Annotated in this window: 20 protein-coding genes; all 20 read left to right on the top strand. The window is 27.2% G+C overall.

All coding sequences use genetic code 11. From position 1 onward, the window contains the following. Position 1 precedes the first annotated feature (1 nt). The 20 genes from nuoL (at position 2) to fabZ (ending at position 22,675) form a co-directional block, all read left to right on the top strand. Positions 2-1,912: an NADH-quinone oxidoreductase subunit L gene (gene nuoL / locus ACTT9L_RS01515; RefSeq protein WP_440927609.1), complete on the top strand. Its 1,911-nt coding sequence runs from the start codon at positions 2-4 to the stop codon at positions 1,910-1,912. Beyond that, a complete protein-coding gene (locus tag ACTT9L_RS01520; RefSeq protein ID WP_440927610.1) occupies positions 1,912-3,393 on the top strand; it encodes an NADH-quinone oxidoreductase subunit M in 1,482 nt (493 codons plus the stop codon). The genes nuoL and ACTT9L_RS01520 overlap by 1 nt, the downstream gene beginning before the upstream one ends. Before the next feature lies 1 nt (position 3,394). After that, positions 3,395-4,813, top strand: coding sequence for an NADH-quinone oxidoreductase subunit NuoN (gene nuoN, locus ACTT9L_RS01525; RefSeq protein ID WP_440927611.1), 1,419 nt, complete (start codon positions 3,395-3,397; stop codon positions 4,811-4,813). Further along, on the top strand, positions 4,813-5,346 hold the full coding sequence (locus ACTT9L_RS01530) for a biotin--[acetyl-CoA-carboxylase] ligase (RefSeq protein WP_440927612.1): 534 nt from the start codon (positions 4,813-4,815) through the stop codon (positions 5,344-5,346). The genes nuoN and ACTT9L_RS01530 overlap by 1 nt, the downstream gene beginning before the upstream one ends. A 2-nt stretch (positions 5,347-5,348) precedes the next feature. Beyond that, the gene (locus ACTT9L_RS01535) at positions 5,349-6,095 is read left to right on the top strand and encodes a type III pantothenate kinase (protein ID WP_440927613.1); all 747 of its coding nucleotides are present in this window, start codon (positions 5,349-5,351) and stop codon (positions 6,093-6,095) included. Between the two features lies 1 nt (position 6,096). Further along, entirely contained in the window at positions 6,097-7,755 is a 1,659-nt protein-coding gene (locus ACTT9L_RS01540; protein ID WP_440927614.1) for a ribonuclease J, read from the top strand. Continuing rightward, positions 7,755-8,000: a DUF1467 family protein gene (locus ACTT9L_RS01545; protein ID WP_440927615.1), complete on the top strand. Its 246-nt coding sequence runs from the start codon at positions 7,755-7,757 to the stop codon at positions 7,998-8,000. Before ACTT9L_RS01540 ends, ACTT9L_RS01545 begins: the two co-directional genes overlap by 1 nt. A 1-nt stretch (position 8,001) precedes the next feature. Beyond that, entirely contained in the window at positions 8,002-9,336 is a 1,335-nt protein-coding gene (gene proS / locus ACTT9L_RS01550) for a proline--tRNA ligase (protein WP_440927616.1), read from the top strand. Continuing rightward, entirely contained in the window at positions 9,333-10,565 is a 1,233-nt protein-coding gene (locus tag ACTT9L_RS01555; RefSeq protein ID WP_440927617.1) for a lipoprotein-releasing ABC transporter permease subunit, read from the top strand. The genes proS and ACTT9L_RS01555 overlap by 4 nt, the downstream gene beginning before the upstream one ends. After that, on the top strand, positions 10,558-11,235 hold the full coding sequence (locus tag ACTT9L_RS01560) for an ABC transporter ATP-binding protein (protein WP_440927618.1): 678 nt from the start codon (positions 10,558-10,560) through the stop codon (positions 11,233-11,235). The genes ACTT9L_RS01555 and ACTT9L_RS01560 overlap by 8 nt, the downstream gene beginning before the upstream one ends. Further along, positions 11,228-14,644 carry a DNA polymerase III subunit alpha gene (dnaE, locus tag ACTT9L_RS01565; RefSeq protein ID WP_440927619.1) on the top strand — a complete coding sequence of 1,139 codons (3,417 nt, stop codon included), beginning with the start codon at positions 11,228-11,230 and terminating at the stop codon, positions 14,642-14,644. Before ACTT9L_RS01560 ends, dnaE begins: the two co-directional genes overlap by 8 nt. Positions 14,645-14,774: 130 nt before the next feature. Then, entirely contained in the window at positions 14,775-15,584 is an 810-nt protein-coding gene (rpsB, locus tag ACTT9L_RS01570) for a 30S ribosomal protein S2 (RefSeq protein WP_440927620.1), read from the top strand. Continuing rightward, positions 15,584-16,435, top strand: a complete 852-nt coding sequence (tsf, locus tag ACTT9L_RS01575; RefSeq protein WP_440927621.1) for a translation elongation factor Ts — start codon at positions 15,584-15,586, stop codon at positions 16,433-16,435. Before rpsB ends, tsf begins: the two co-directional genes overlap by 1 nt. Next, complete coding sequence (frr, locus tag ACTT9L_RS01580; RefSeq protein ID WP_440927622.1) at positions 16,436-16,987, top strand: ribosome recycling factor; 552 nt, start codon at positions 16,436-16,438, stop codon at positions 16,985-16,987. After that, positions 16,984-17,664 carry a polyprenyl diphosphate synthase gene (uppS, locus tag ACTT9L_RS01585; RefSeq protein ID WP_440927623.1) on the top strand — a complete coding sequence of 227 codons (681 nt, stop codon included), beginning with the start codon at positions 16,984-16,986 and terminating at the stop codon, positions 17,662-17,664. Before frr ends, uppS begins: the two co-directional genes overlap by 4 nt. Then, positions 17,657-18,301 carry a phosphatidate cytidylyltransferase gene (locus ACTT9L_RS01590; RefSeq protein ID WP_440927624.1) on the top strand — a complete coding sequence of 215 codons (645 nt, stop codon included), beginning with the start codon at positions 17,657-17,659 and terminating at the stop codon, positions 18,299-18,301. Before uppS ends, ACTT9L_RS01590 begins: the two co-directional genes overlap by 8 nt. Further along, positions 18,301-19,479, top strand: a complete 1,179-nt coding sequence (locus ACTT9L_RS01595; RefSeq protein ID WP_440927625.1) for a 1-deoxy-D-xylulose-5-phosphate reductoisomerase — start codon at positions 18,301-18,303, stop codon at positions 19,477-19,479. Before ACTT9L_RS01590 ends, ACTT9L_RS01595 begins: the two co-directional genes overlap by 1 nt. Next, the gene (gene bamA, locus ACTT9L_RS01600; RefSeq protein WP_440927626.1) at positions 19,472-21,718 is read left to right on the top strand and encodes an outer membrane protein assembly factor BamA; all 2,247 of its coding nucleotides are present in this window, start codon (positions 19,472-19,474) and stop codon (positions 21,716-21,718) included. Before ACTT9L_RS01595 ends, bamA begins: the two co-directional genes overlap by 8 nt. Beyond that, complete coding sequence (locus tag ACTT9L_RS01605) at positions 21,718-22,233, top strand: OmpH family outer membrane protein (protein WP_440927627.1); 516 nt, start codon at positions 21,718-21,720, stop codon at positions 22,231-22,233. The genes bamA and ACTT9L_RS01605 overlap by 1 nt, the downstream gene beginning before the upstream one ends. Beyond that, positions 22,223-22,675: a 3-hydroxyacyl-ACP dehydratase FabZ gene (gene fabZ, locus ACTT9L_RS01610; RefSeq protein ID WP_440927628.1), complete on the top strand. Its 453-nt coding sequence runs from the start codon at positions 22,223-22,225 to the stop codon at positions 22,673-22,675. The genes ACTT9L_RS01605 and fabZ overlap by 11 nt, the downstream gene beginning before the upstream one ends. Positions 22,676-22,695: the final 20 nt, after the last annotated feature.

The following is a 22,695-nucleotide window of genomic DNA, read 5'->3' on the forward strand; positions in this document are numbered from 1 at the left end:
CATGGAACTATCAATTATATTTCTTCCACTTATTGCTTCAATTATCTCTGGTTTTTTTGGAAGATATATCGGTGATAGAAACTCAGAAATAGTAACAAGTGTTTTAGTTTCTATTTCTGCATTTTTATCAATTTATGTTCTTTATCAAGTAATTGTAAATAAATATGAAGAAAATATTGTTATAGCAAACTGGATAAGCTCTGGGTCACTTGATGTAAATTGGTCAATGTTAATTGATCCATTGTCAGCTGTAATGTTAGTAGTAGTAACTTCTGTATCTGCTTTAGTACATATCTATTCAATTGGTTATATGTCTCATGACCCTCATAAGCCAAGATTTATGGCTTATTTATCATTGTTCACATTTGCGATGTTGATGCTTGTAACTTCAGATAATTTTATACAATTATTTTTTGGTTGGGAAGGTGTAGGATTATGTTCTTACTTCCTAATTGGTTTCTGGTTTAAAAAAGAAAGTGCAAATGCTGCAGCCATAAAAGCATTTGTTGTAAATAGAGTAGGTGATTTTGGTTTTGCTTTAGGAATTTTCTTAATATTTTATTTATTTGGAACTGTTAATTACTCAGAAGTTTTTCAACAAATTCCAACAGTCGTAGATAAAAATCTACCATTTTTAGGTTTTGAAGTTAAAGCAATAGATTTAGTTTGTTTACTTCTATTTATTGGAGCAATGGGTAAATCTGCACAGATATTGCTACATACTTGGCTACCCGATGCGATGGAAGGTCCAACTCCTGTTTCTGCATTAATTCATGCAGCAACAATGGTAACAGCTGGTGTTTTCTTAGTAGTAAGGTGTTCCCCAATTTACGAATATTCACCGTTAATACTAAATTTTATAACTATAGTTGGAATGACTACTGCATTCTTTGCAGCAACTGTCGCTCTAGTTCAAACAGATATAAAAAAAATTATTGCTTACTCCACATGTAGTCAACTTGGTTATATGTTTTTTGCAGCAGGAGTAGGTGCATACAATGTTGCTATGTTTCACTTATTTACTCACGCATTTTTCAAAGCTTTATTATTTTTAGGGTCTGGTTCAGTAATCCACGCATTTAAAGATGAGCAAAATATAAATAATATGGGTGGCGTATGGAAAAAGTTACCATATACCTATACTTTAATGATTATCGGAACACTTGCTTTAACAGGTTTTCCTTTTTTATCAGGATTTTATTCTAAAGATGCAATTATAGAATTTGCCTATTTAAAAGGTAATACTACTGGTTATTACGCAGCCGGAATTGGAATAATTACAGCATTTTTAACATCTATTTATTCATGGAGATTAATCTTTAAAACTTTCCATGGAGAGTATAATAATAAAAAGGTCAAGATAGAGGAAACACATGAGTCTCCGTTAGTAATGCTTGTTCCTTTATTTATCCTCTCAATAGGAGCAATATTTGCTGGTTTTCTATTTAAAGGACTCTTTATTGGTCACGGTGATAATTTATTCTGGGCAGAGTCTATAATGTTTTTAGAGCCTTTGAGCACAGAACATCCACCTTTATGGTTTTTGCTTTTAACACCTTGTTTGGTTTTATTATCTATTCCAATTGCTTATTACTTATTTGTTAAAAACAAAGAATTCCCTAATTCAATAGTTTCTATGAATAAACCTTTGTATAATTTTTTAGTTAACAAATGGTATTTCGATGAGTTGTATGATGTGCTATTTATTAAATCCTCAAAAAAATTAGGTTTATTTTTATGGAAATTTTGTGATGGAACTATAATCGATGGTTTTGGTCCTGATGGAATTTCATCTTTTATAAAAAAATGTTCAATTAAAGCAACTAAATTTCAAAGTGGTTTTATCTATCAATATGCATTTGTAATGTTGTTAGGTTTCTCTGCTTTATTAACATTTTTAATAATTAAATAATGAATTTTCCTATTCTTTCATCTTTAATATTGTTGCCAATAGTTGGTTCATTATTTTTATTTTTTACTAAAGATAAAGAAGGGAATAATTTAACTGCGAAATATGTTGCTTTATTTACTACCGTAGTTAATTTTTTTATTTCTATTTATCTATGGATTTCTTTTGACCAATCAACTTCTAGTTTTCAATTTATAGAAGATAGAACGTGGATTGAAGGATTTATTAATTATAAAGTTGGAGTAGATGGTATTTCAATTTTATTTATTATATTAACCACATTTATAACTCCACTTTGTATTATATCTGTAAATAATTCTGTTAAAAATAGATTAAGAGATTTTTTAATTTCTATTCTCATCATGGAAAGTTTCATGATTGGTGTTTTCTGTGCACTTGATTTAGTTGTATTTTATTTATTTTTTGAAGCTGGATTAATCCCAATGTTTTTAATTATTGGTATTTGGGGAGGTGCAAAAAGAGTTTACTCAGCATTCAAATTCTTTTTATACACACTATTAGGATCTGTTTTGATGTTGGTTGCAATAATTTCAATTTACTGGATTACTGGAACAACTGACGTGGTTAAATTATATGAAATTGGCATTGATGTTAAATATCAAAATCTATTGTGGTTAGCATTTTTTAGTTCATTTGCAGTTAAAACACCTATGTGGCCAGTTCATACATGGTTACCGGATGCTCACGTGGAGGCTCCTACAGCAGGATCTGTATTATTAGCCGCAATTTTGTTAAAAATGGCTGGATATGGTTTTATAAGATTTTCTTTAGGTCTTTTCCCGGTTGCATCAGAGGTATTTACACCTTTAATTTACACCTTGAGTGTTATAGCAATCATATTTACTTCACTGATAGCTTTAATGCAGGAAGATATGAAAAAGTTAATTGCTTATTCTTCAGTTGCGCATATGGGCTTTGTAACTTTGGGTATATTCACTTTGCAACAACAAGGAATTGAAGGAAGTATAATTCAAATGATAAGCCATGGCTTAGTTTCAGCAGCATTATTTTTAACTGTTGGTGTAGTTTATGACAGAATGCATTCTAGATTGATAAGCACATATGGCGGACTAGTCTCTGTAATTCCAAAATATTCAATATTATTCATGCTATTTGCTTTAGCATCTCTTGGTTTACCTGGAACTAGTGGTTTTATTGGCGAGTTTTTAATATTAATGGGAGCCTTTAAAGATAATTTTTTAGTGGCTGTTATTGCAAGTATTGGGGTGATTTTAGGGGCAGCATACATGTTGTGGCTCTATAAAAGAGTGGTATTTGGAAAATTAATAAACGAAGACCTTAAAAAAATTTTAGATTTAAATAGATCTGAATATTTAATTTTGAGTTGTTTAGCTGCACCAATTTTATTTTTTGGTTTTTATCCTGATCCATTAATAAACACTATTGAAGTATCTGTTAATGATTTAATTAATATGCATAACGCAAATATAGCTAGTAAATAATATGGAAAATTTAAATTTAATATTACCTGAAATTTTTATTTCTCTATCGATAATGTTTTTACTTATTTTGGGTGTATTTAAAAATAACAGTTCTAAAATTACTTTTAATTTATCTTTGTTTGCAATTTTAATTACAACAATAATAATGATCAATGAAACTTTCTCTGTAACTAGAGGAACATTGTTTAATGAAAGTATTGTGATTGATAGTATGTCCTCGTTAATGAAAATTATAACGTTAATTGGAGGTTTTTTAGTTTTAGTTATTTCGTCAACTTATCTAAAAACATTCAAAATATATAATATAGAATACCCAGTTCTTATTCTGAGTTCAATTCTTGGCATGATGGTAATGATCAGCTCAAATGATTTAATTGTTTTTTATATGGGGTTAGAATTACAGTCATTGGCTCTTTATGTTTTAGCTACATATAATAGAGATCAATTAAAATCATCAGAAGCTGGTTTGAAATATTTTGTTTTAAGTGCATTATCATCTGGCCTGTTATTATATGGATGTTCTTTAGTTTATGGTTTTTCAGGTTCTACCAATTTTGATATAATATCAAATCAACTAAATACTGAGGATTATGTTTTAACTTTTGGGATTGTATTCATATTAGTTGGTTTAGCATTCAAAATTTCTGCAGTTCCATTTCATATGTGGGCACCTGATGTTTACGAAGGATCTCCAACCACTGTAACTTTATTTTTTACAATAGTACCAAAGATAGCTGCTTTGACTGTATTAATTAGATTTTTATATGTTCCATTCTTAAATTTAATTGATCAATGGCAAATGATAATAGTTTTCCTATCTATAGCTTCTATGGTTTTTGGAGCTGTTGCTGCTATAGGGCAAACTAACATTAAAAGACTAATTGCTTACAGTTCTATTGGACACATTGGTTATACATTGGCTGGTTTAGCTACAGCATCAAACGAGGGAATTCAAAGTTCAATAATTTATATTTCTATTTATGTTGTCATGAATTTAGCTCTTTTTTCATGTCTATTAATGTTAAGAAGAAAAGATCAATATTATGAAGATATTGATGATCTGTCAGGATTATCAAAAAATCATCCATTATTGTCTTTATGTTTGTTGATAGTATTATTTTCTTTAGCAGGAATACCACCCCTAGCTGGTTTCTTTGCGAAATTTTATGTTTTTAAAGCAGTATTGGAACAATCAATGTATTTTTTAGCTATAGTAGGGTTATTATCAACTGTGGTTGCAGCTTATTATTATCTAAGAATTATTAAAATTATGTATTTTGATATGGAAAAAGATAAATATGATACAGACCACAGCTTATGGCTAAAATTTTCACTGACAGTTTCTACAATATTAATTCTTTTATACTTCATATTCCCAAGTCAGTTAGTAGAAGTTGTTTCAAGAATTAATATTATTTAATGAAATATAAAAAATTTAAATTTAAAAAAGTTAAAAGTACAAACAATACTGCGATAAGAATTATTAAAGAAACTAAATGCAACTTAGGTATGGTTGTTGCTGAAACGCAAATAAATGGTAGAGGTCAGTATGGAAGAAAATGGATATCCTCAAAAGGAAATTTATTTATTTCTTTTTTTAATGAACTAAACAAAACAAAACTATCGATTAACGCTATAACAAAAATCAATTGTCTTTTAGTTAAAAAATTACTCTCGTCATTTACAAGTAAAAAAATTTTATTTAAAAAACCGAACGACTTGTTAATTAATAAAAAAAAAGTTAGTGGAATTTTACAAGAAGTCATATTTGTAAGAGATAAAAAGTTTTTAATTACTGGTATAGGTATAAATATTAAAAAACATCCCATTATAAGGAATTATCCTGCCACAAACTTGCAAGAGGTAACTAAAAAAAGTATTAATAAATTTATTGTAGAAAATAAACTAAAACTACTTTTTGAAAAAAATTTATCTAAACTGTATAAAATTTAATAATGTATATTTTTGGTGATATTGGTAATACAGAAACAAAATTATGTATTGTTTCAAAAAAAAATAAAATATCAAAAAAAATTACTTTTTTTTCAAAATCTGTAACTAACAAGCAGCTTAACTGTTTATTTAAAAAAAATAAAATTCAATTTAATAAAATTGAAAAAATATTATTTTGTAGTGTTGTTCCAAAAACATTTTCTGTAATTAATAAATTTTTATCTAAAAAAGTTAAAATTAAATGTTATGAGGTTAAAAAATTAAACTTAAAATCACTTATAAAAATCAAAGTAGATTATAAACAGGTAGGCTCAGACAGAATTACTAATGCTATAAGTTTAATGAACAATAAAAATAATTTTATAATTTTAGATTTTGGTACAGCAACAACTTTCGATGTACTAATTAAAAATACTTATTATGGAGGAATTATCGCCCCAGGTGTGAAATTATCTCTCAATACCTTATCTGACAAAGCAACTTTGATTCCAAAAATAGATTTAAAAAAGATTAATAAAGTCATTGGCAACAATACAATCTCAGCTGTCAGATCGGGCTTTTTTTGGGGTTATGCGGGTTTAATTGACAATATTGTTAATTTAATTAAGAAAGAGACCAGAAAATCTTTTAAAGTAATTATTACTGGCGGATTTTCAAATTTATTTAAAAACTCAATAAAAACGAAAGCAAGTCACAACCAAGATATTACAATTAAAGGCTTAATAAAGATTTCAAAATTAATAAAATAATATGAAAGATGAACTATTATTTTGTCCCTTAGGCGGATCAGGCGAAATAGGCATGAACATGAATTTGTTCGGCTATGGACAGCCTAGTGATCATAAATGGATTATGGTCGACATAGGAGTAACATTTGCAGATGATACTATTCCAGGTGTTGATTTAATTTATCCAGATCCTGGATTTATAGTAGAAAGAAAAGATAATTTATTAGGAATAGTTTTAACACATGCTCACGAGGATCACATTGGTGCAATTGCGCATTTATGGCCAAAATTACAATGTAAAATTTTTGCAACTCCTTTTACAGCTGTATTAATTCGGGAAAAATTTAGGGAAAAACAAATCGATATAACCAATTATTTGCAGATTGTTGAGTTAAATGGAAAGGTTTCTTTAGACCCATTTGAAATTGAATACATAACTTTAACGCATTCAATATTAGAACCAAATGGACTTAGAATAAAAACTCCTGCAGGAGTTATTTTGCATACTGGAGATTGGAAGGTAGACCCAAATCCTTTGATAGGAGACAATATAAACGTAAAAAGATTAAAGGAAATTGGTGAAGAAGGTGTTCTAGCAATGATTTGTGACTCAACAAATGTTTTTAGCGCTGGTAGATCAGGTTCAGAATTAGATGTAAGAAAAAACATGCTAAACGTAATGTCTAGATTAAAAAAAAGAATTATCATAACGTCTTTTGCTTCAAATGTAGCTAGAATGGAGACAGCTTTTTATTGTGCAGAACAAACAGGAAGACAAATTTCTTTAGTGGGAAGATCAATGCATCGTATTTATAAAGCTGCACGTCAATGTGGATATTTAAAAAATACAATTGAACCAATTGATCCAAGAGAAGCTAAAAATTTCCCAAGAGAAAAAATTGTATATTTATGTACTGGAAGTCAAGGCGAACCAATGGGTGCAATGATGAGAATTTCTAGCTATGTTCATCCAGATGTTTTTATTGAAAAAGGTGATGCTGTAATTTTTTCTTCAAAAATCATACCCGGTAATGAAAAAAAACTTTATAAACTTCACAATCAACTTGTTAAGGATGGAATAGAAGTAATATCTGAAGAAACTGAATTTGTTCATGTTTCAGGACATCCAAATAGAGAAGATCTTAAAGAGATGTATAAATGGGTAAAACCTAGGTGTGTAATACCTGTTCACGGTGAACATAGACATATGATAGAGCACATTAATTTTGCAAAAGAAATGCAAGTACCACATCCAGTTCAAGTAGAAAACGGTGATATTGTTAAGTTATATCCAGGTGAAATACCCACAGTATATGACAAGGCTCCAAGTGGCAGACTCTACTTAGATGGCAGTGTTAGTGTTGATCCAGATTCACAATCAATAAAAGATAGGAAAAATTTAAGTGCAAATGGATATCTTGAGGTAACAATTATGATTACACCTAAAGGTAATATACACAACAATCCTATTCTTTCATTTCGTGGTTTACCTGTAGATGATCGAGATGATTTTGTTTATGGATTAGAGGAGGAAATAGAGAAAACCTCTAGAACTTTTAAAATTGGAAGCAAACAACAAGAACACAATCTTATTGATGCATTAAAAATTGTCTGTAGAAAATTTTCTAAAGAGAGAACAGGGAAAAAACCTTTTACCAATATCAATTTAGTAAGAATTTAATGAGCGTAACAGGCTTAGCCATTATCTATATAATTATATGGTGGATAGTTTTTTTTGCTATTCTACCTATTGATGTGAATCGAACAAAAACTGTAAAAATTGACGGTGAGGATCCTGGCTCACCTGAAAATCCAAAAATGCTGAAAAAATTCCTTTATTGCACTGGAATTACTACTGTCATTTTCTTAATAATTTACTTATTAATTAAATTTGAATATTTAAATTTAAGAAATATGATTAATTAAGATGCTTTTATCAAATTCATTTATACCAATATTAAAAAATAATCCTTCAGAAGCAAAAATTAAATCTCATCAATTGATGTTGAGAGTAGGCATGATTAAACAAGCCTCTGCAGGAATTTATTCATGGTTACCTTTAGGTTTTAAGGTAATGAAAAAAATTGAAGACATTGTCAGACAAGAACAAAACAAAATTGGAGCTCAAGAAATATTAATGCCAACAATTCAATCCAGCGAAATTTGGAAAGAAAGTGGTCGTTATGATGATTATGGTGAAGAGATGTTAAGGATAACCGACCGTCAAAATAGAGAAATGTTATATGGACCAACCAATGAAGAGCAAGTTACTGAAATTTTTAGATCTTCAATAAAATCTTATAAATCACTCCCACAACTTATGTATCATATTCAATGGAAGTTCAGAGATGAAATTAGACCTAGATTTGGAATTATGCGTGGTAGAGAATTTTATATGAAAGATGCCTATTCATTTGATGTATCAGATGAAGAAGCTTTTTATTCTTATAATAAATTCTTTCTTTCTTATTTAAGAACATTTAAAAGATTATCTTTGACAGCAATACCCATGGCTGCTGATACAGGACCTATAGGTGGAAACTTATCTCATGAATTTATTATCCTTGCTAATACTGGAGAAAGTAAAATTTTCACAGATAAAAGGATATTTGATCTTGATAGTGAAGACACTGAAATAGAAAAAGCTTCATTGGAAAGTATGAGAAAAAAATATGAACAATTTTATGCTGTAACTGATGAAAAATTTAATAAAAAAGAGTTTGAAAAAATTGTTTCTAAGGAAAATCAATTGATTACAAAAGGTATCGAAGTAGGTCATATATTTTATTTTGGTGACAAGTATTCAAAACCAATGGGAGCATCTGTTGATTTACCAGGAGGAAAAAAAGATTTTGTTAAAATGGGTTCTTATGGAATTGGTGTATCAAGGTTGGTAGGGGCTATAATTGAGGCAAAATATGATGACAAAAATGAAATCATGAAATGGCCATTGTCTGTTGCTCCTTATGATATTGCTTTAATACCTATGATAAATAAAAATGACACCTCAGCTTTAGATAAAGCAAATAATATCAATATAGAATTAATCAAAAATAATATTGATGCAATCATTGATGATACAGATGAGAATTTCTCATCAAAAATTAAAAAAGTGAATTTAATTGGTGCCCCATATCAAATTATTATTGGCAAGAAAAGTGAGGGTGATTTATTAGAGTTCAAGGAAACCGGTGGTGAAACTCAAAATTTACCATTAAGTAAAATTATAGAAATTTTAACTAAACAAAAAAATTCAATTTGATTTCTACTTTAGAAAAAGAAATTACTTTTAGATTTTTAAAAGCCAGAAAAAAAGATGGCTTTTTGAATGTTATATCTATTTTTTCTTTTATAGGAATAAGTCTTGGAGTTGCAGTTCTTATTATCGTGATGTCAGTTATGAACGGATTTAGGACTGAGCTGATTAATAAAATAGTAGGCTTTAACTCACACATAACTGTAAAAACTTATGGAAATCCAATTGATCAAAAAAAAATAAATAAAAAAAATTTAAAATTAATTTCAGAAAATATTATTTTAAGTAACTCCGGAGAAGCTATTATACTTAAAAACGATACATCAAAAGGTATAGTATTACGTGGATATAAAACAAATGACTTTTCAAGTTTAGAAATTGTCAATAATGAAAAATTTAAAGGGAACAAAGGTCAATTAAATAGAAACTATATTTCTATAGGCAATGAATTAAGTTTTTCTTTAGATCTAAAAATAGGCGATGAATTAACTTTACTTTCACCATCAGGTATAGAAACAATTATTGGTAGTATGCCAAAACAAAAAACTTTTTTGGTAGCATCAATTTATAATAGTGGTTTGGCTGAGTTTGATAACAATATCGCATTTATTAACCTAAGTACTCTTGAGGATTTTTTTGACTATAAGTCAGAGGATAGAAATTTAGAAATTTATTTAAAAAACCCAAATAAAATTGAGCAGCAAAAATTTATTGTCCAAGAAATTTTTGATGAAGAATTTGTTGTTAGTTGGGCTGATATGAATAGTTCATTATTTTCTGCCTTAAAAGTAGAGAGAAATGTAATGTTTATTATTCTATCTTTAATAATTATTGTAGCAGCTTTTAATATAATTTCTGGGTTAACAATTTTAGTTAAAAACAAAACAAGAGATATTGCAATTTTAAAGTCAATTGGTGTGTTAAATAAATCAATTGTAAAAATATTTTTTTTAGCAGGTGTAATAATAGGAACATCAGCAACTATTTTTGGAATTTTTTTAGGTGTAACGTTTTCTCTTTACATAGAGAATTTTAGACAATTTCTTAGTTCGACATTTAATATAAGTTTATTTCCAGAAGAGATTTATTTTTTAAGCAAGATGCCTTCAGAAATAGATCCAACTTCAATTTTTTTAATATCAATTTGTTCGATAATTATAACAGTAATAGTTTCAATTTTTCCTGCCCTCAAAGCGGCCAAAATGGACCCAATTAAATCTTTAAAATATGAATAATTTTCTTGAATTAAAAAAAATATTTAAAACTTTTAAAACTAAAAATACAGTTAAAGTATTAAAAAATCTTTCTCAAAAATTTGATAAAGGTAAAAGCTATTCTATAATGGGACCATCTGGATCAGGTAAATCAACTCTATTAAATTTAATTTCATTGATCGATAGACCATCATCTGGGTCAATCCATTTTGATAAAATCCCTGTAAATTTCAATGAATCTGAAAAAAATGATGTTTATAGATCAAAAAAAATAGGAATTGTTTATCAACAAAATAATCTTCTCCCAGATTTTACTGCTTTAGAAAATATATATTTGGCCTCACTTGCAATTAATGACAATAAAGAGTTAGCAATATCTAATGCAGAAAAATTACTTAAAAAAATTGGTCTTTCTAAGAGAGCAGATCACTTTCCATCTCAACTATCAGGTGGTGAAACTCAAAGAGTTGCTATAGCAAGAGCAATTGTAAATGATCCTGAAATTATTTTAGCAGATGAGCCAACTGGAAGTTTGGATATGGAAACTGCAAAAGACGTTTTTGAACTTTTATACAAACAAAAAAGGTCGGATAGACTTATTATATTTGCAACTCATAATAGATTCTTTGCCAATAAGGCAGATTGTCTTTTGGAGATGATAGATGGTAGTATAAAACCATCTAATGTCTGAGTCTCATTTTCAAAATTTCAATCATCTTAAAATTCACACTCAATATTCTATTTGCGAAGGAGCAGCTAGAATTGATGATTTACAAGAATATTCTAAGAAAAATAAAATAAAATCACTTGGTTTGTGCGACACTTCAAATTTATGTGGTGCACTTGAATTTTCTGAAAAGATCTCAAAGTCTGGAACTCAACCAATAATCGGAACGCAAATTAATTTTAAAATTGGAGAAACAACAGGTTTAATCCCTTTGTTTGCTTTGAATGAAGAAGGATATAAAAATATAATAGAACTTTCATCTTTATCATATTTAGAAAACGATAAATTGTCTGATCCACATGTAGATTTAGAATTATTATTAAGCAATTCCAAAGGTTTTGCTGTTTTTTCAGGAACTGTTTTTGGTTTATTTGGTAAACTATTTGATAAAGGTAAGTTTAGTGAAATTGAAGAGCTTTATAGTAAACTTAAAAATACCTTTAATGATAGATTTTATTTAGAGATTCAAAGACATAATGATCAAAATGAAATTGGATTTGAAAAATTTAATTTAAAAAAATCTTTAGATTTGGAAATACCTATTATTGCAACTAATGAAGTTTTTTATTTAGATAAAGAAATGCATGAAGCTCATGATGCCTTAATTTGTATAGGTAACAAAACATATGTAAATGAAAAAAACAGGTTAAAATTAACCGACCAACATTATTTAAAAACTAACTCAGAGATGTCTGAATTATTTTCTGACTTACCTGAAGCTTTAGAAAACAATTATAATTTTCCATTAAGATGCAGTTATAGGCCATTATTTTCTAACCCTATTTTACCTGATATTAGTAGTGATAAAGATGGAAACGCAGATGAAATTTTAAAAAAAGATTCAATAAAAGGATTAAAAGATAAATTTAATAAAATTTTTAATTTAAGCAGTGATGATTTAGAAAATAACAATTCTTATAAAGAATACAAGAACAGGCTGAATCATGAACTTTCTATTATTATAGAAATGAAATATTCTAGTTATTTTCTCATAGTTGCTGACTACATAAAATGGGCTAAAAATAATGATATACCCGTAGGTCCTGGAAGAGGTTCAGGCGCAGGTTCATTAGTAGCTTGGTGTTTATCTATTACTGATGTTGATCCAATTAAATTTAATCTCATTTTTGAAAGATTTTTAAATCCAGATAGAATTTCAATGCCAGATTTTGATATAGACTTTTGTGAGGATAAAAGAGATCAAGTTTTTGAGTATCTAACAACAAAATACAAAGATAGCGTAGCTCACATTATAACATTTGGTAAATTAAAAGCCCGAATGGTAATTAGAGACGTTGGGCGAGTTTTGGGTTTAGCTTACGGATTTGTTGATAGCATATCAAAAATGATTCCTTTTGATCCATCTAGACCACAAAATTTAACTCAGTGCATTGCTGGAGAACCACGATTACAAAAACTTATTAATGATGATCCAAGGGTAAAGAAACTTACTGATCTATCTTTAAAATTAGAAGGTCTTAACAGAAACGTTGCTACTCACGCCGCTGGAGTAGTAATAGCAGATAAAAAACTTACAGAGGTTGTTCCTTTGTATAAAGATGTTTCTGCAGATTTATTATTACCATCTACACAATTTGATATGTACTCTGCAGAAAATGCAGGTTTAGTAAAATTCGATTTTTTGGGCTTAAAAACACTTACTGTAATTAACAATACACAAAAACTTGTAAGAAAAAAAATTAAAGATTTTGATATAGAAAAAATTAATTATGAAGATCAAAAAGTATTTGATCTAATGTCAACAGGTAAAACGGTTGGCTTATTTCAAATTGAAAGTTCCGGTATGAGAGAAGCTTTAACCCAAATGAAACCAAATCATATTGAAGATATTATCGCATTAGTTGCTTTATACAGACCGGGACCAATGAGCAATATTCCAACGTACAATGACTGTAAACATGGAAAGCAAAAACCAGATTATTTACACCCACTTTTAGAAGATATTCTAAAACCAACTTATGGCGTAATTATTTATCAAGAACAAGTAATGCAAATTGCACAAAAATTGTCAGGATTTACAGCAGGACAAGCTGATCTTTTGAGAAGAGCAATGGGTAAAAAGAAAAGAGCAGAACTTGAAAAACAGAAACAAGGATTTATTGCTGGTGCTGTTAAGAATGGAATAGCAAAAGATATTGCTGCTGGCATTTTCTTAAAAATAGAACCTTTTGCGGAGTATGGATTTAATAAAAGTCACGCAGCTGCATATGCAATTATTTCCTACCAAACCACATTTTTAAAAACATATTATCCAAAAGAGTTCATTGCTGCTTCAATGACTATGGATTTATCTAATCAAAATAAATTAAGTGAGTTTTATGAAGAATTAAAAAGATTAAATATCGAAGTTATTCGTCCTGATATAAATGAATGTTTTGCTGATTTTAGAACAATCGATGATAAATTTTATTACGCTTTAGGTGGCATTAAAGCTGTAGGTTTTGAAGCAATATTAAATATTGTGGAGGAAAGAATTTTAAACGGAAATTTTAAATCAATTAATGATTTCATAAATAGAGTAAATCCAAAAGATTTAAATAAACTTCAATTAGAAGGATTAGTTAAAGCAGGTGCTTTTGATAAATTACATGCAAATAGACAAGCTTTGTATAACTCTATACCAGCAATGATAGCTAAAAACAAAAATAAATTTGATAATAAATCTGCTAATCAGATTGATTTATTTTCAGATGACGAAAGTTCTCAGGATGATATTATAATTAAAGTTGAAGATTGGAAGTTTGAAGAAAGATTATCAAAAGAATTTGAAGCTGTAGGTTTTTTTATCTCAGACCATCCTTTAAATCAATTTAAAGAAATTTTTAATGATTATAAAATAACAGATTATTCAAGTTTCATTTCAAAAGAAGAATTAAAAGATTCAAACATAGCAGCAACCTTACTAAAGGTTCAAGAAAGAAAAACGGCAAAAGGAAATTCTTATGCTGTTTTGAAATTAACAGACCTATCAAGTGTATTTGAGCTTTTTATCTTTTCAGATGTTCTTGAGTTAAATAGAGAAATTTTAAAAGAGGGTAGCTCATTTATTTTAACGTTATTTAAAAATACTTCGAATGATGAAAATAGGCTAACTAGAATAAACGTTCAAAAAATAGCTTCACTTAAAGAATTATTTAACAGTCCTATAAACGAGGTTTCATTCAAGCTAAAATCTCCTGAACAAATTAAAAAAATATCTACAATCTTGAAAGATAAAGGCAAGACAGTAGTAAATATTAATTTAGTTAAAGGAAATAATATTCTTCAATTTAGATTGAAAAATCCACGTAAATTGGACAGAAAAGCTTTAAATCTCTTAAGAAATCAAGAGATTCAGGCAATAATAAACTAAATAAGTACTTGTTAAATTTATTAAATATTTGTAAATACTTCTCAAATTAAATTAACACGCACACAGTTATTGGTTTTATACCTCCGGTCCTTTATTGGAAATTACTGTGGTGGCTTAACCGGGAATAAATATGAAAATACCTAACGTTACAATACAACAATTACTAGAAGCTGGCGTTCATCTTGGACATAAAACTTTAAGATGGAACCCAAAAATGAAAAAGTATATTTTTGGAAAAAGAGACTCTATTCACATTATAGACTTAACCCAAACCCTTGAATTAACCAAAGTTGCTTTGGAAAAAGTTTATGAAATTATTTCAAATAATGGAAAAATTTTATTTGTATCTACAAAAAAGCAAGCATCTGAAGCCATAGCAGAAGTTGCAAAAGAAACAGACCAGTATTTTGTAAATTACAGATGGTTAGGAGGAATGTTAACTAATTGGGGGACAATTTCAAACTCAATTAAAAAATTAAAAAAATTAGAAACCGATCTAGTTTCAGAAAATAGAGGTTTTACGAAAAAAGAGCTTTTAAAAATGAGCGTTAAAAAAGATAAACTTCAAAGGTCTTTAGGTGGTATAGCTGAAATGAAAAAAGTTCCTGATCTAGTTTTTGTTATAGATACAAATTATGAGTCTTTAGCAATTGCCGAGTCTGCTAAATTAGGCATACCAATTATTGCTATTTTAGATAGTAATTCTAATCCAGATAATATTGATTACCCAATTCCAGGTAATGACGATGCAAGAAGAGCTATTGATCTTTATTGTAGTTTAATCAAAGAAACTATCAACAGTGCTAAAAGTTCTAAACCTGCAGTTGAGATAAAGAAAGATAAAGTTAAAGCTGAGGATAAAACAAAAACTATTCAGGAATTAGACAGAGAAAAACTAGAAAAAAAATTTTCTAAAGACGATAAGGAGAAATTAAATTAATGAGCGATGTAGAGAAAGTAAAAAAACTTAGAGAAGCAACCGGTGCTGGTTTTAAAGATTGTAACTTAGCTATTAAAGAATCAAATGGAGATTTAGATAAAGCAATTGAAATTTTAAGAGTAAAAGGAATTTCAAAAGCATCAAAAAAAATGTCTAGAGATGCAAAAGAAGGTGTTGTTGTAGTTAGTGGAGATGAAACTAAAACTTCTGTGATTGAAATAAATTGTGAAACAGATTTTGTTGCTAAAAATGATGATTTTATTAACTTTGTTAAAGAGTTAAGTGAATTAAATAATCAAAATAATTCAAACATTGAAGATTTAAAAACATCTAAAATGAAAAATGGACAAACAGTTGATGACAATCTAGTTGCTTTAATTGCAAAAATTGGTGAAAAAATAACAATAGGAAAAGCTAAAACTATTCAAAATACCGATGGAGTTAATAACCACTATCTCCATACAGTTGTAAAAGATAATGTTGCAAAATTAGCTGTTATGGTTTCTTTAGATACTAAAGATAATTCAGAAACAGTTAAAACATTTAGCAAGCAACTATCAATGCATATTGCAGCATCAAACCCACTAGCTTTAGAGTCAAGCTCAATAGATCAATCAATTATAGACAAAGAACAAGAGTTAGTTACTGAAGAATTAAAGAACTCTGGAAAACCTGATGATATTGCAAAAAAAATAAGCTTAGGTAAAATGAATAAGTTTAAAGAGGAAAATGCTCTTTTAACACAGGCTTGGGTAATGGAACCTAAAAAGAAAGTTAAAGAAGTATTAAAAGAATTGTCTATAGCAGATTTGAAAATTAAAGAGTTTTATAGAATTAAGATTGGAGAATAAATGTTTGATGAAAAATCATACAGCCTTAAAATGGATAAAGCCATTGAGGTATGCTCTAAAGAACTATCTTCCCTGAGAACAGGAAGAGCTAATGCGTCAATGCTAGATTTGATTAAGGTGGATGTGTATGGCCAACAAATGCCAATTAACCAAGTTGGCAGTATAACGACACCTGAACCGAGAATGATTAATATTCAAGTTTGGGATGCCAACAATGTACCTTTAGTTGATGCGTCCATTAAAAAATCTGATTTGGGTCTCAATCCACAAATAGATGGACAATTAATTAGATTGCCAGTTCCTGAGCTTAATGAAGAAAGAAGAACTGAGCTTAAAAAATTAATTAAATCTATAGGTGAAAAATGTAAAGTATCAATAAGAAATATTAGAAGAGAAGCTAATGAGCAGCTTAAAAAACTTTTAAAATCAAAAGGTATTGGCGAGGACGAAGAAAAAATAAATGAAAAAAAAATTCAAACAATAACAGATGAACACATAAACTCAGTGGATGAAAAAATTTCTTCAAAAGAAAAAGAAATTATGACTATATGAACCTTTTACGACACGTAGCCATTATTATGGATGGTAATGGTAGATGGGGTTTAAAGTTTAAAAATTCACGAAATGCTGGTCATAAAGCTGGTCTTAAAACTGTTGAAAAAATAATCAAGGAAACAATTAATCAAAATATCAATTTTTTAACATTATATGCTTTTTCAACTGAAAATTGGAAAAGGCCAAAAAAAGAAATTAACTACCTCTTTAACTTATTGGAAAGTTTTTTAAAAAATAAGATAGATAATTTGCATAAACAAAATATTAAATTAAAAATAATTGGTGAAAAAAAATTTTCAAATAAACTAAATAAACTTTTAATAAATGCAGAAAAAAAAACTTTAAAAAATGAAAAATTACAAATTAACTTAGCTTTAAATTATGGATCAAAGAATGAACTTCTAAGTGCTTTTACAAATATGAAAAAAAAAAATTATAAATTTACAGAAAAAAATTTAAACAAATTTTTGCATACTAAAAACCTTCCTGATCCAGATTTGTTGATTAGAACCGGAAATACACATAGACTAAGTAACTTTTTACTATGGCAATTAGCATATTCAGAAATTTTTTTTATTAAAAAGTTATGGCCTGAGTTTAATGAAAATGATTACATTAAAATAATTAAAAAATATAAAAATATAAAAAGAAACTTTGGTAATATTAATGAATAATGAATTATTAAAGAGAATTTTGAGTTCTTTAATATTAATACCACTTGTATTTTTTTTTATATTTAAAGGTTCTTATTTATTTATTTTTTTTATTTTAATAGTTTATTTAATTACTTTATATGAGTGGCATTTTCTAAGTTTAAAAAAAAATTATTATTTACCTGGATTTGTTTTTATTTCTTTTTCTTTCTACACCTTTTACTATTTGAGAATAGAGGGATATTTTTATTTATTTTTGTTAGTTATTCTAACTTGTATTTCAACTGATATTGGTGGTTATACTTTTGGAAAAATTTTAAAAGGTCCTAAAATAACAAAAATAAGCCCAAACAAAACATATTCAGGAATGTTAGGAAGTTTTTCTCTTTCAATTATCTTTTTAATTATTCTCAAAAGTAATACAGACTTATTTTTATTAATAAAAAATGAAAGTTTAGCTTATTTGAATATATTTATCTTAGCTTTAATTATTTCTTTTGTAAGCCAATTAGGAGATTTAATTATTTCTTACTTTAAAAGAAAATCAAATATTAAAAATACTGGAGAAATTTTACCTGGTCATGGCGGTCTCTTAGATAGAATTGATGGTATGCTTTTTGCCTTTCCTTTTACATATTTATTAATCAAAATGCTTTAATGAAGAAAAAAATAGCAATTTTAGGATCAACAGGCTCAATTGGTAAAAGTTTATTAAATATTATTAAAAAAGACAAAAATAGTTTTGAAATTTTATTACTTACCGCAAACAAAAATCATTCAAAACTTTTAGAACAGGCAAAAAAATTTAATGTAAAAAATCTTATTATTACAAATTCAAATAGCTTTAGATTGCTTAAAAAAAAAACCAAAAATCTTAAAATAAATGTTTTTAATGATTACAAAAATTTAAACAAAATTTTTATAACCAAGTGCGATTATATAATGAGTTCAATTATTGGTATAGATGGGCTATATCCAACCATCAATATAATTAAATTTACAAAAAAGATAGCAATTGCAAATAAAGAGTCAATCATATGTGGTTGGCCGCTAATCCAAAAAGAATTAAAAAAATTTAAAACAGAATTTATCCCCGTTGATTCAGAGCATTTTTCTATCTGGTATGGCTTATATAAAGAAAAGCCCAATAAACTAGATAAAATATTTATAACAGCCTCTGGTGGGCCGTTTCACAAGTTACCATCTAAAAAATTTAATAATATAAAAATTACGGATGCAATAAATCATCCTAATTGGAAAATGGGAAAAAAAATATCAGTAGATTCAGCAACGATGATCAATAAAGTATATGAGGTTATAGAAGCTAAAAATATTTTTAAAGTCCGATACAATCAAATAAAAATACTTATACATCCGAAGTCGTACATACATGCTATTCTAAAGTTCAATAACGGAATGATTAAAATTGTAGCCCATGATACAACAATGGATATACCTATATTTAATACAATTTTTAATAATGATGATAAAAAATTTATTTCAAACAATATTGATTTAAAAATATTAAATGATTTAAATTTTAGCTACGCAAATTACAAGAAATTTCCAATGTTCAAATTATTAAAAACACTTCCTGAAAAACACTCACTTTTTGAAACTGTTATTGTCTCTGCAAACGATACTCTTGTTAATTTGTTTTTGAATAAAAAAATTAGTTTTACTGAAATTCAAAAAAAATTATTTGAAGTTATAAAAAAGAAAGAATTTTTAAAATATAAAAAAATTATACCTCGAAAAGTAAATGATATTATAGATTTGAATAATTATGTTCGTTTAAAATTATTAAAAAAGGTGTATAAATCATCAAATGTTTAAACGTATTATTAAATTTTTATCTAGTGTTGGTTTTTCTATATATTTAACAAGCACAGTTCTTCATGCTGAAATTGTTAATCAAATAGAGGTAAATGGAAATGATAGAGTTTCAAATGAATCAATTCTAATGTTTTCAAAAATTCAAATAGGAGATGATTTAAATCAAATTAAAATTAATAATGCATTAAAAAATATATATGAGTCTAATTTTTTTTCTGATGTAAAAATTAAACTTAAAGCAAACAAACTCTCGATATTTGTCGTAGAAAATCCAGTAATTGAAAATATAGAATATCAAGGAATTAAATCAAAAACACTTATTGAAAATTTAACAAAAAATTTAAAATTAAAATCAAGATCCTCCTATGATGTTTCAATATTAAATAATGATGTGAAACAGATAAATTTTTTATTAAAAGAATTGGGTTATTATTTTTCAAAAGTTGAAGTGAATAAAATAGATTTAAGTGATAACAGATTAAAATTAATTTATAATATTGAGCTTGGAGAAAAAGCAAAAATTAAGAAAATTATTTTTTTAGGAGATAAAAAATTTAAAGATAGCAAACTTAAAAGTCTTATTACAAGTGAAGAATATAAGTTTTGGAAATTTATTTCAGGAAAAAAATATTTGAATGAAAATTTAATAAATTTTGACAAAAGATTGCTTAAAAACTTTTATTTAAACAAAGGGTATTATGATGTTAAAATCAATTCATCTTTTGCAAAATTAATTAATAATGATGAATTTGAATTAGTATTCAATATAAATGCAAATAAAAAGTTTTTCTTTGATAATTTAAGTATTGTTTTGCCTGACGATTTTGAACCAAATAACTTTAATGATTTAAAAATAATTTTTGATGAACTTAAAGATAAACCTTATTCTATAAATTCTGTTGAACAAATAATCAATGAAATCGACAAAATTTCAATAAATGAACAATTTGAATCTGTTAAAGCAAGTGTTTCTGAGAATATAATTGATAATAAAATAAACCTTATATTTAAAATAGAGGAAACAGAAAAGTTTTTTGTTGAAAAAATAAATATTTATGGAAACAATATTACAAGAGAAAGTGTAATAAGAAATAAATTTTTAGTCGATGAGGGTGATCCATATAATGAAATTTTAGCCAATAGAACAGTCAACGAGATTAAATCTCTAAATTTTTTTAGAGATGTAGAATTTAATGTTATTAATGGCGATAAACCGAATTCAAAAATAATTAATATTTCTGTTATTGAAAAACCAACAGGTGAAATAATGGCTGGTGCTGGTTTTGGAACTGATGGTGAAGTTTTAGAGATAGGCGTTAGAGAGAATAACTATCTTGGAAAGGGATTATCAATAGATACAAATCTTTTAGTTAGTTCAGATAAAATTTCTGGTCAGTTTAACATAATAAACCCAAATTATAATAATTCAGATAAAACATTAACTTTTGGTGTTCAAGCTTTGGAGTCGGACAAACTGAGTGATTTTGGTTATAAGTCAAACAAAATTGGATCTTTAATAGGAACAAATTTTGAATATTTAGAAGATTTTAAATTTGGTTTAGAGGCTTCATCATTTCTTGAGAAAATAGAAACTAACAGTACAGCTTCTGCAAGACAAAAAACCCAAGAAGGTAATTATTTTGATACTTATGTAAATTTAGATTTTGATTATGACAAGCGTAATCAAAAATTTCAAACTAGTGATGGTTTTAGAAGTTTTTATTCAATTGATGTACCTTTAGTTTCAGAGACAAATACATTGGTTAATTATTATAATTACAAAATTTATTCTGAATTATATGAAAACAACATATCGTCTCTATCAATTTCTTTGAGTGCAGCTAATTCATTAACCGGAGATGATATAAAGTTATCTGAGAGACTTTATATTCCTCAAAAAAAATTAAGAGGGTTTGTCAGGGGCAAAGTTGGACCAAAAGATGGAACAGATTATATAGGTGGCAATTATTACACTACAGTGAATTTAAACACATCATTACCGCAAGTGTTTCCCAACCTTCAAAATTTAGATGTTGGAGCTTTTTTTGATATTGCCAATTTATGGGGTGTAGATGATGCTACTTTAAATGATAGTAATGAATTAAGAAGTTCAGTAGGTATTGGTGTAGATTGGTTTACACCAGTTGGACCGTTGTCATTTACTTTTGCCCAACCTATCACTAAAGGATCAACTGATTCAACTGAAACATTTAGGTTTAATTTAGGTACAACTTTTTAATGTTCAATTTCAAAAAAATTATTTTTGTTGTAATATTTATCCTACATTCATCATTAGTTTATAGTGCAGAAAATGTAGTTTTTATTGATATAGATTATGTTTTAAATAACTCAAATTTGGGTAAATTAATTTATAAAGACTTAGAAAATATAAATAAAAAAAATATTACTCAATTGGAGGAAAAAGAAAAACAAATTAAAGAAAAAAAAGACGAAATAAATAAGACTAAAAATATAAAATCAAAAGAAATACTTGATCAAGATATTTTATTATTTAATAAAAAAGTAGAAAAATATAGAAGAGAAAAAGACGAACTAATTAAAAATTTTCAACAAATTAAAAAAACAAAGCTGGATAATTTTATGAATAAAATAAATCCACTTATCCAAAAATATATGGATGAAAATTCTATTGATATAGTTTTAGAAAAAAAACAAATTTTTATAGGAAATATAAATAAAGATATTTCTAACGATATACTAAAATTAATTGAAAAAAATTTTAATGAAAATTGATAAATTAAATAAAGAACAGATACGAAATTTATTACCACACAGAGAGCCAATGCTTTTAGTAGATGAACTTTATGATATAAAAAAACTTACATCTGCAACAGCACTTGTTAAAGTTAGAACAAACAGTTTTTTTGTTCAAGGTCATTTTCCAGATAATCCTGTTATGCCAGGTGTTTTAATTGTTGAATCATTTGGACAAGCTGCTGCTGCATTAACAGCATGTGGTTTAGAAAAATCCACATATGAGAATAAATTAGTTTTTTTAATGGGTGTAGAAAAAGCACGCTTTAGAAATCCTGTTATACCAGATTGTGAATTAATTTTAAAAATTGAAGCTATAAGATCACATGGCAAAGTTTGGAAGTATAAAGGTGAAGCTTTTGTAGATGAAAAAAAAATGGCTGATGCTATTTGGTCAGCAACTATTGTAGATAAGAAATAAATAGCAATAAATATTGATAA

The organism is Candidatus Pelagibacter sp., from assembly GCF_052049675.1.
In the GTDB taxonomy this organism is placed as follows: Bacteria; Pseudomonadota; Alphaproteobacteria; order Pelagibacterales; family Pelagibacteraceae; genus Pelagibacter.

Excerpts from the sequence above, each read along its gene's own strand:
- nuoL (WP_440927609.1), top strand. The coding sequence starts at position 2 with ATGGAACTATCAATTATATTTCTTCCACTTATTGCTTCAATTATCTCT.
- ACTT9L_RS01520 (WP_440927610.1), top strand. The coding sequence starts at position 1,912 with ATGAATTTTCCTATTCTTTCATCTTTAATATTGTTGCCAATAGTTGGT.
- nuoN (WP_440927611.1), top strand. The coding sequence starts at position 3,395 with ATGGAAAATTTAAATTTAATATTACCTGAAATTTTTATTTCTCTATCG.
- ACTT9L_RS01530 (WP_440927612.1), top strand. The coding sequence starts at position 4,813 with ATGAAATATAAAAAATTTAAATTTAAAAAAGTTAAAAGTACAAACAAT.
- ACTT9L_RS01535 (WP_440927613.1), top strand. The coding sequence starts at position 5,349 with ATGTATATTTTTGGTGATATTGGTAATACAGAAACAAAATTATGTATT.
- ACTT9L_RS01540 (WP_440927614.1), top strand. The coding sequence starts at position 6,097 with ATGAAAGATGAACTATTATTTTGTCCCTTAGGCGGATCAGGCGAAATA.
- ACTT9L_RS01545 (WP_440927615.1), top strand. The coding sequence starts at position 7,755 with ATGAGCGTAACAGGCTTAGCCATTATCTATATAATTATATGGTGGATA.
- proS (WP_440927616.1), top strand. The coding sequence starts at position 8,002 with ATGCTTTTATCAAATTCATTTATACCAATATTAAAAAATAATCCTTCA.
- ACTT9L_RS01560 (WP_440927618.1), top strand. The coding sequence starts at position 10,558 with ATGAATAATTTTCTTGAATTAAAAAAAATATTTAAAACTTTTAAAACT.
- dnaE (WP_440927619.1), top strand. The coding sequence starts at position 11,228 with ATGTCTGAGTCTCATTTTCAAAATTTCAATCATCTTAAAATTCACACT.
- rpsB (WP_440927620.1), top strand. The coding sequence starts at position 14,775 with ATGAAAATACCTAACGTTACAATACAACAATTACTAGAAGCTGGCGTT.
- tsf (WP_440927621.1), top strand. The coding sequence starts at position 15,584 with ATGAGCGATGTAGAGAAAGTAAAAAAACTTAGAGAAGCAACCGGTGCT.
- frr (WP_440927622.1), top strand. The coding sequence starts at position 16,436 with ATGTTTGATGAAAAATCATACAGCCTTAAAATGGATAAAGCCATTGAG.
- uppS (WP_440927623.1), top strand. The coding sequence starts at position 16,984 with ATGAACCTTTTACGACACGTAGCCATTATTATGGATGGTAATGGTAGA.
- ACTT9L_RS01590 (WP_440927624.1), top strand. The coding sequence starts at position 17,657 with ATGAATAATGAATTATTAAAGAGAATTTTGAGTTCTTTAATATTAATA.
- ACTT9L_RS01595 (WP_440927625.1), top strand. The coding sequence starts at position 18,301 with ATGAAGAAAAAAATAGCAATTTTAGGATCAACAGGCTCAATTGGTAAA.
- bamA (WP_440927626.1), top strand. The coding sequence starts at position 19,472 with ATGTTTAAACGTATTATTAAATTTTTATCTAGTGTTGGTTTTTCTATA.
- ACTT9L_RS01605 (WP_440927627.1), top strand. The coding sequence starts at position 21,718 with ATGTTCAATTTCAAAAAAATTATTTTTGTTGTAATATTTATCCTACAT.
- fabZ (WP_440927628.1), top strand. The coding sequence starts at position 22,223 with ATGAAAATTGATAAATTAAATAAAGAACAGATACGAAATTTATTACCA.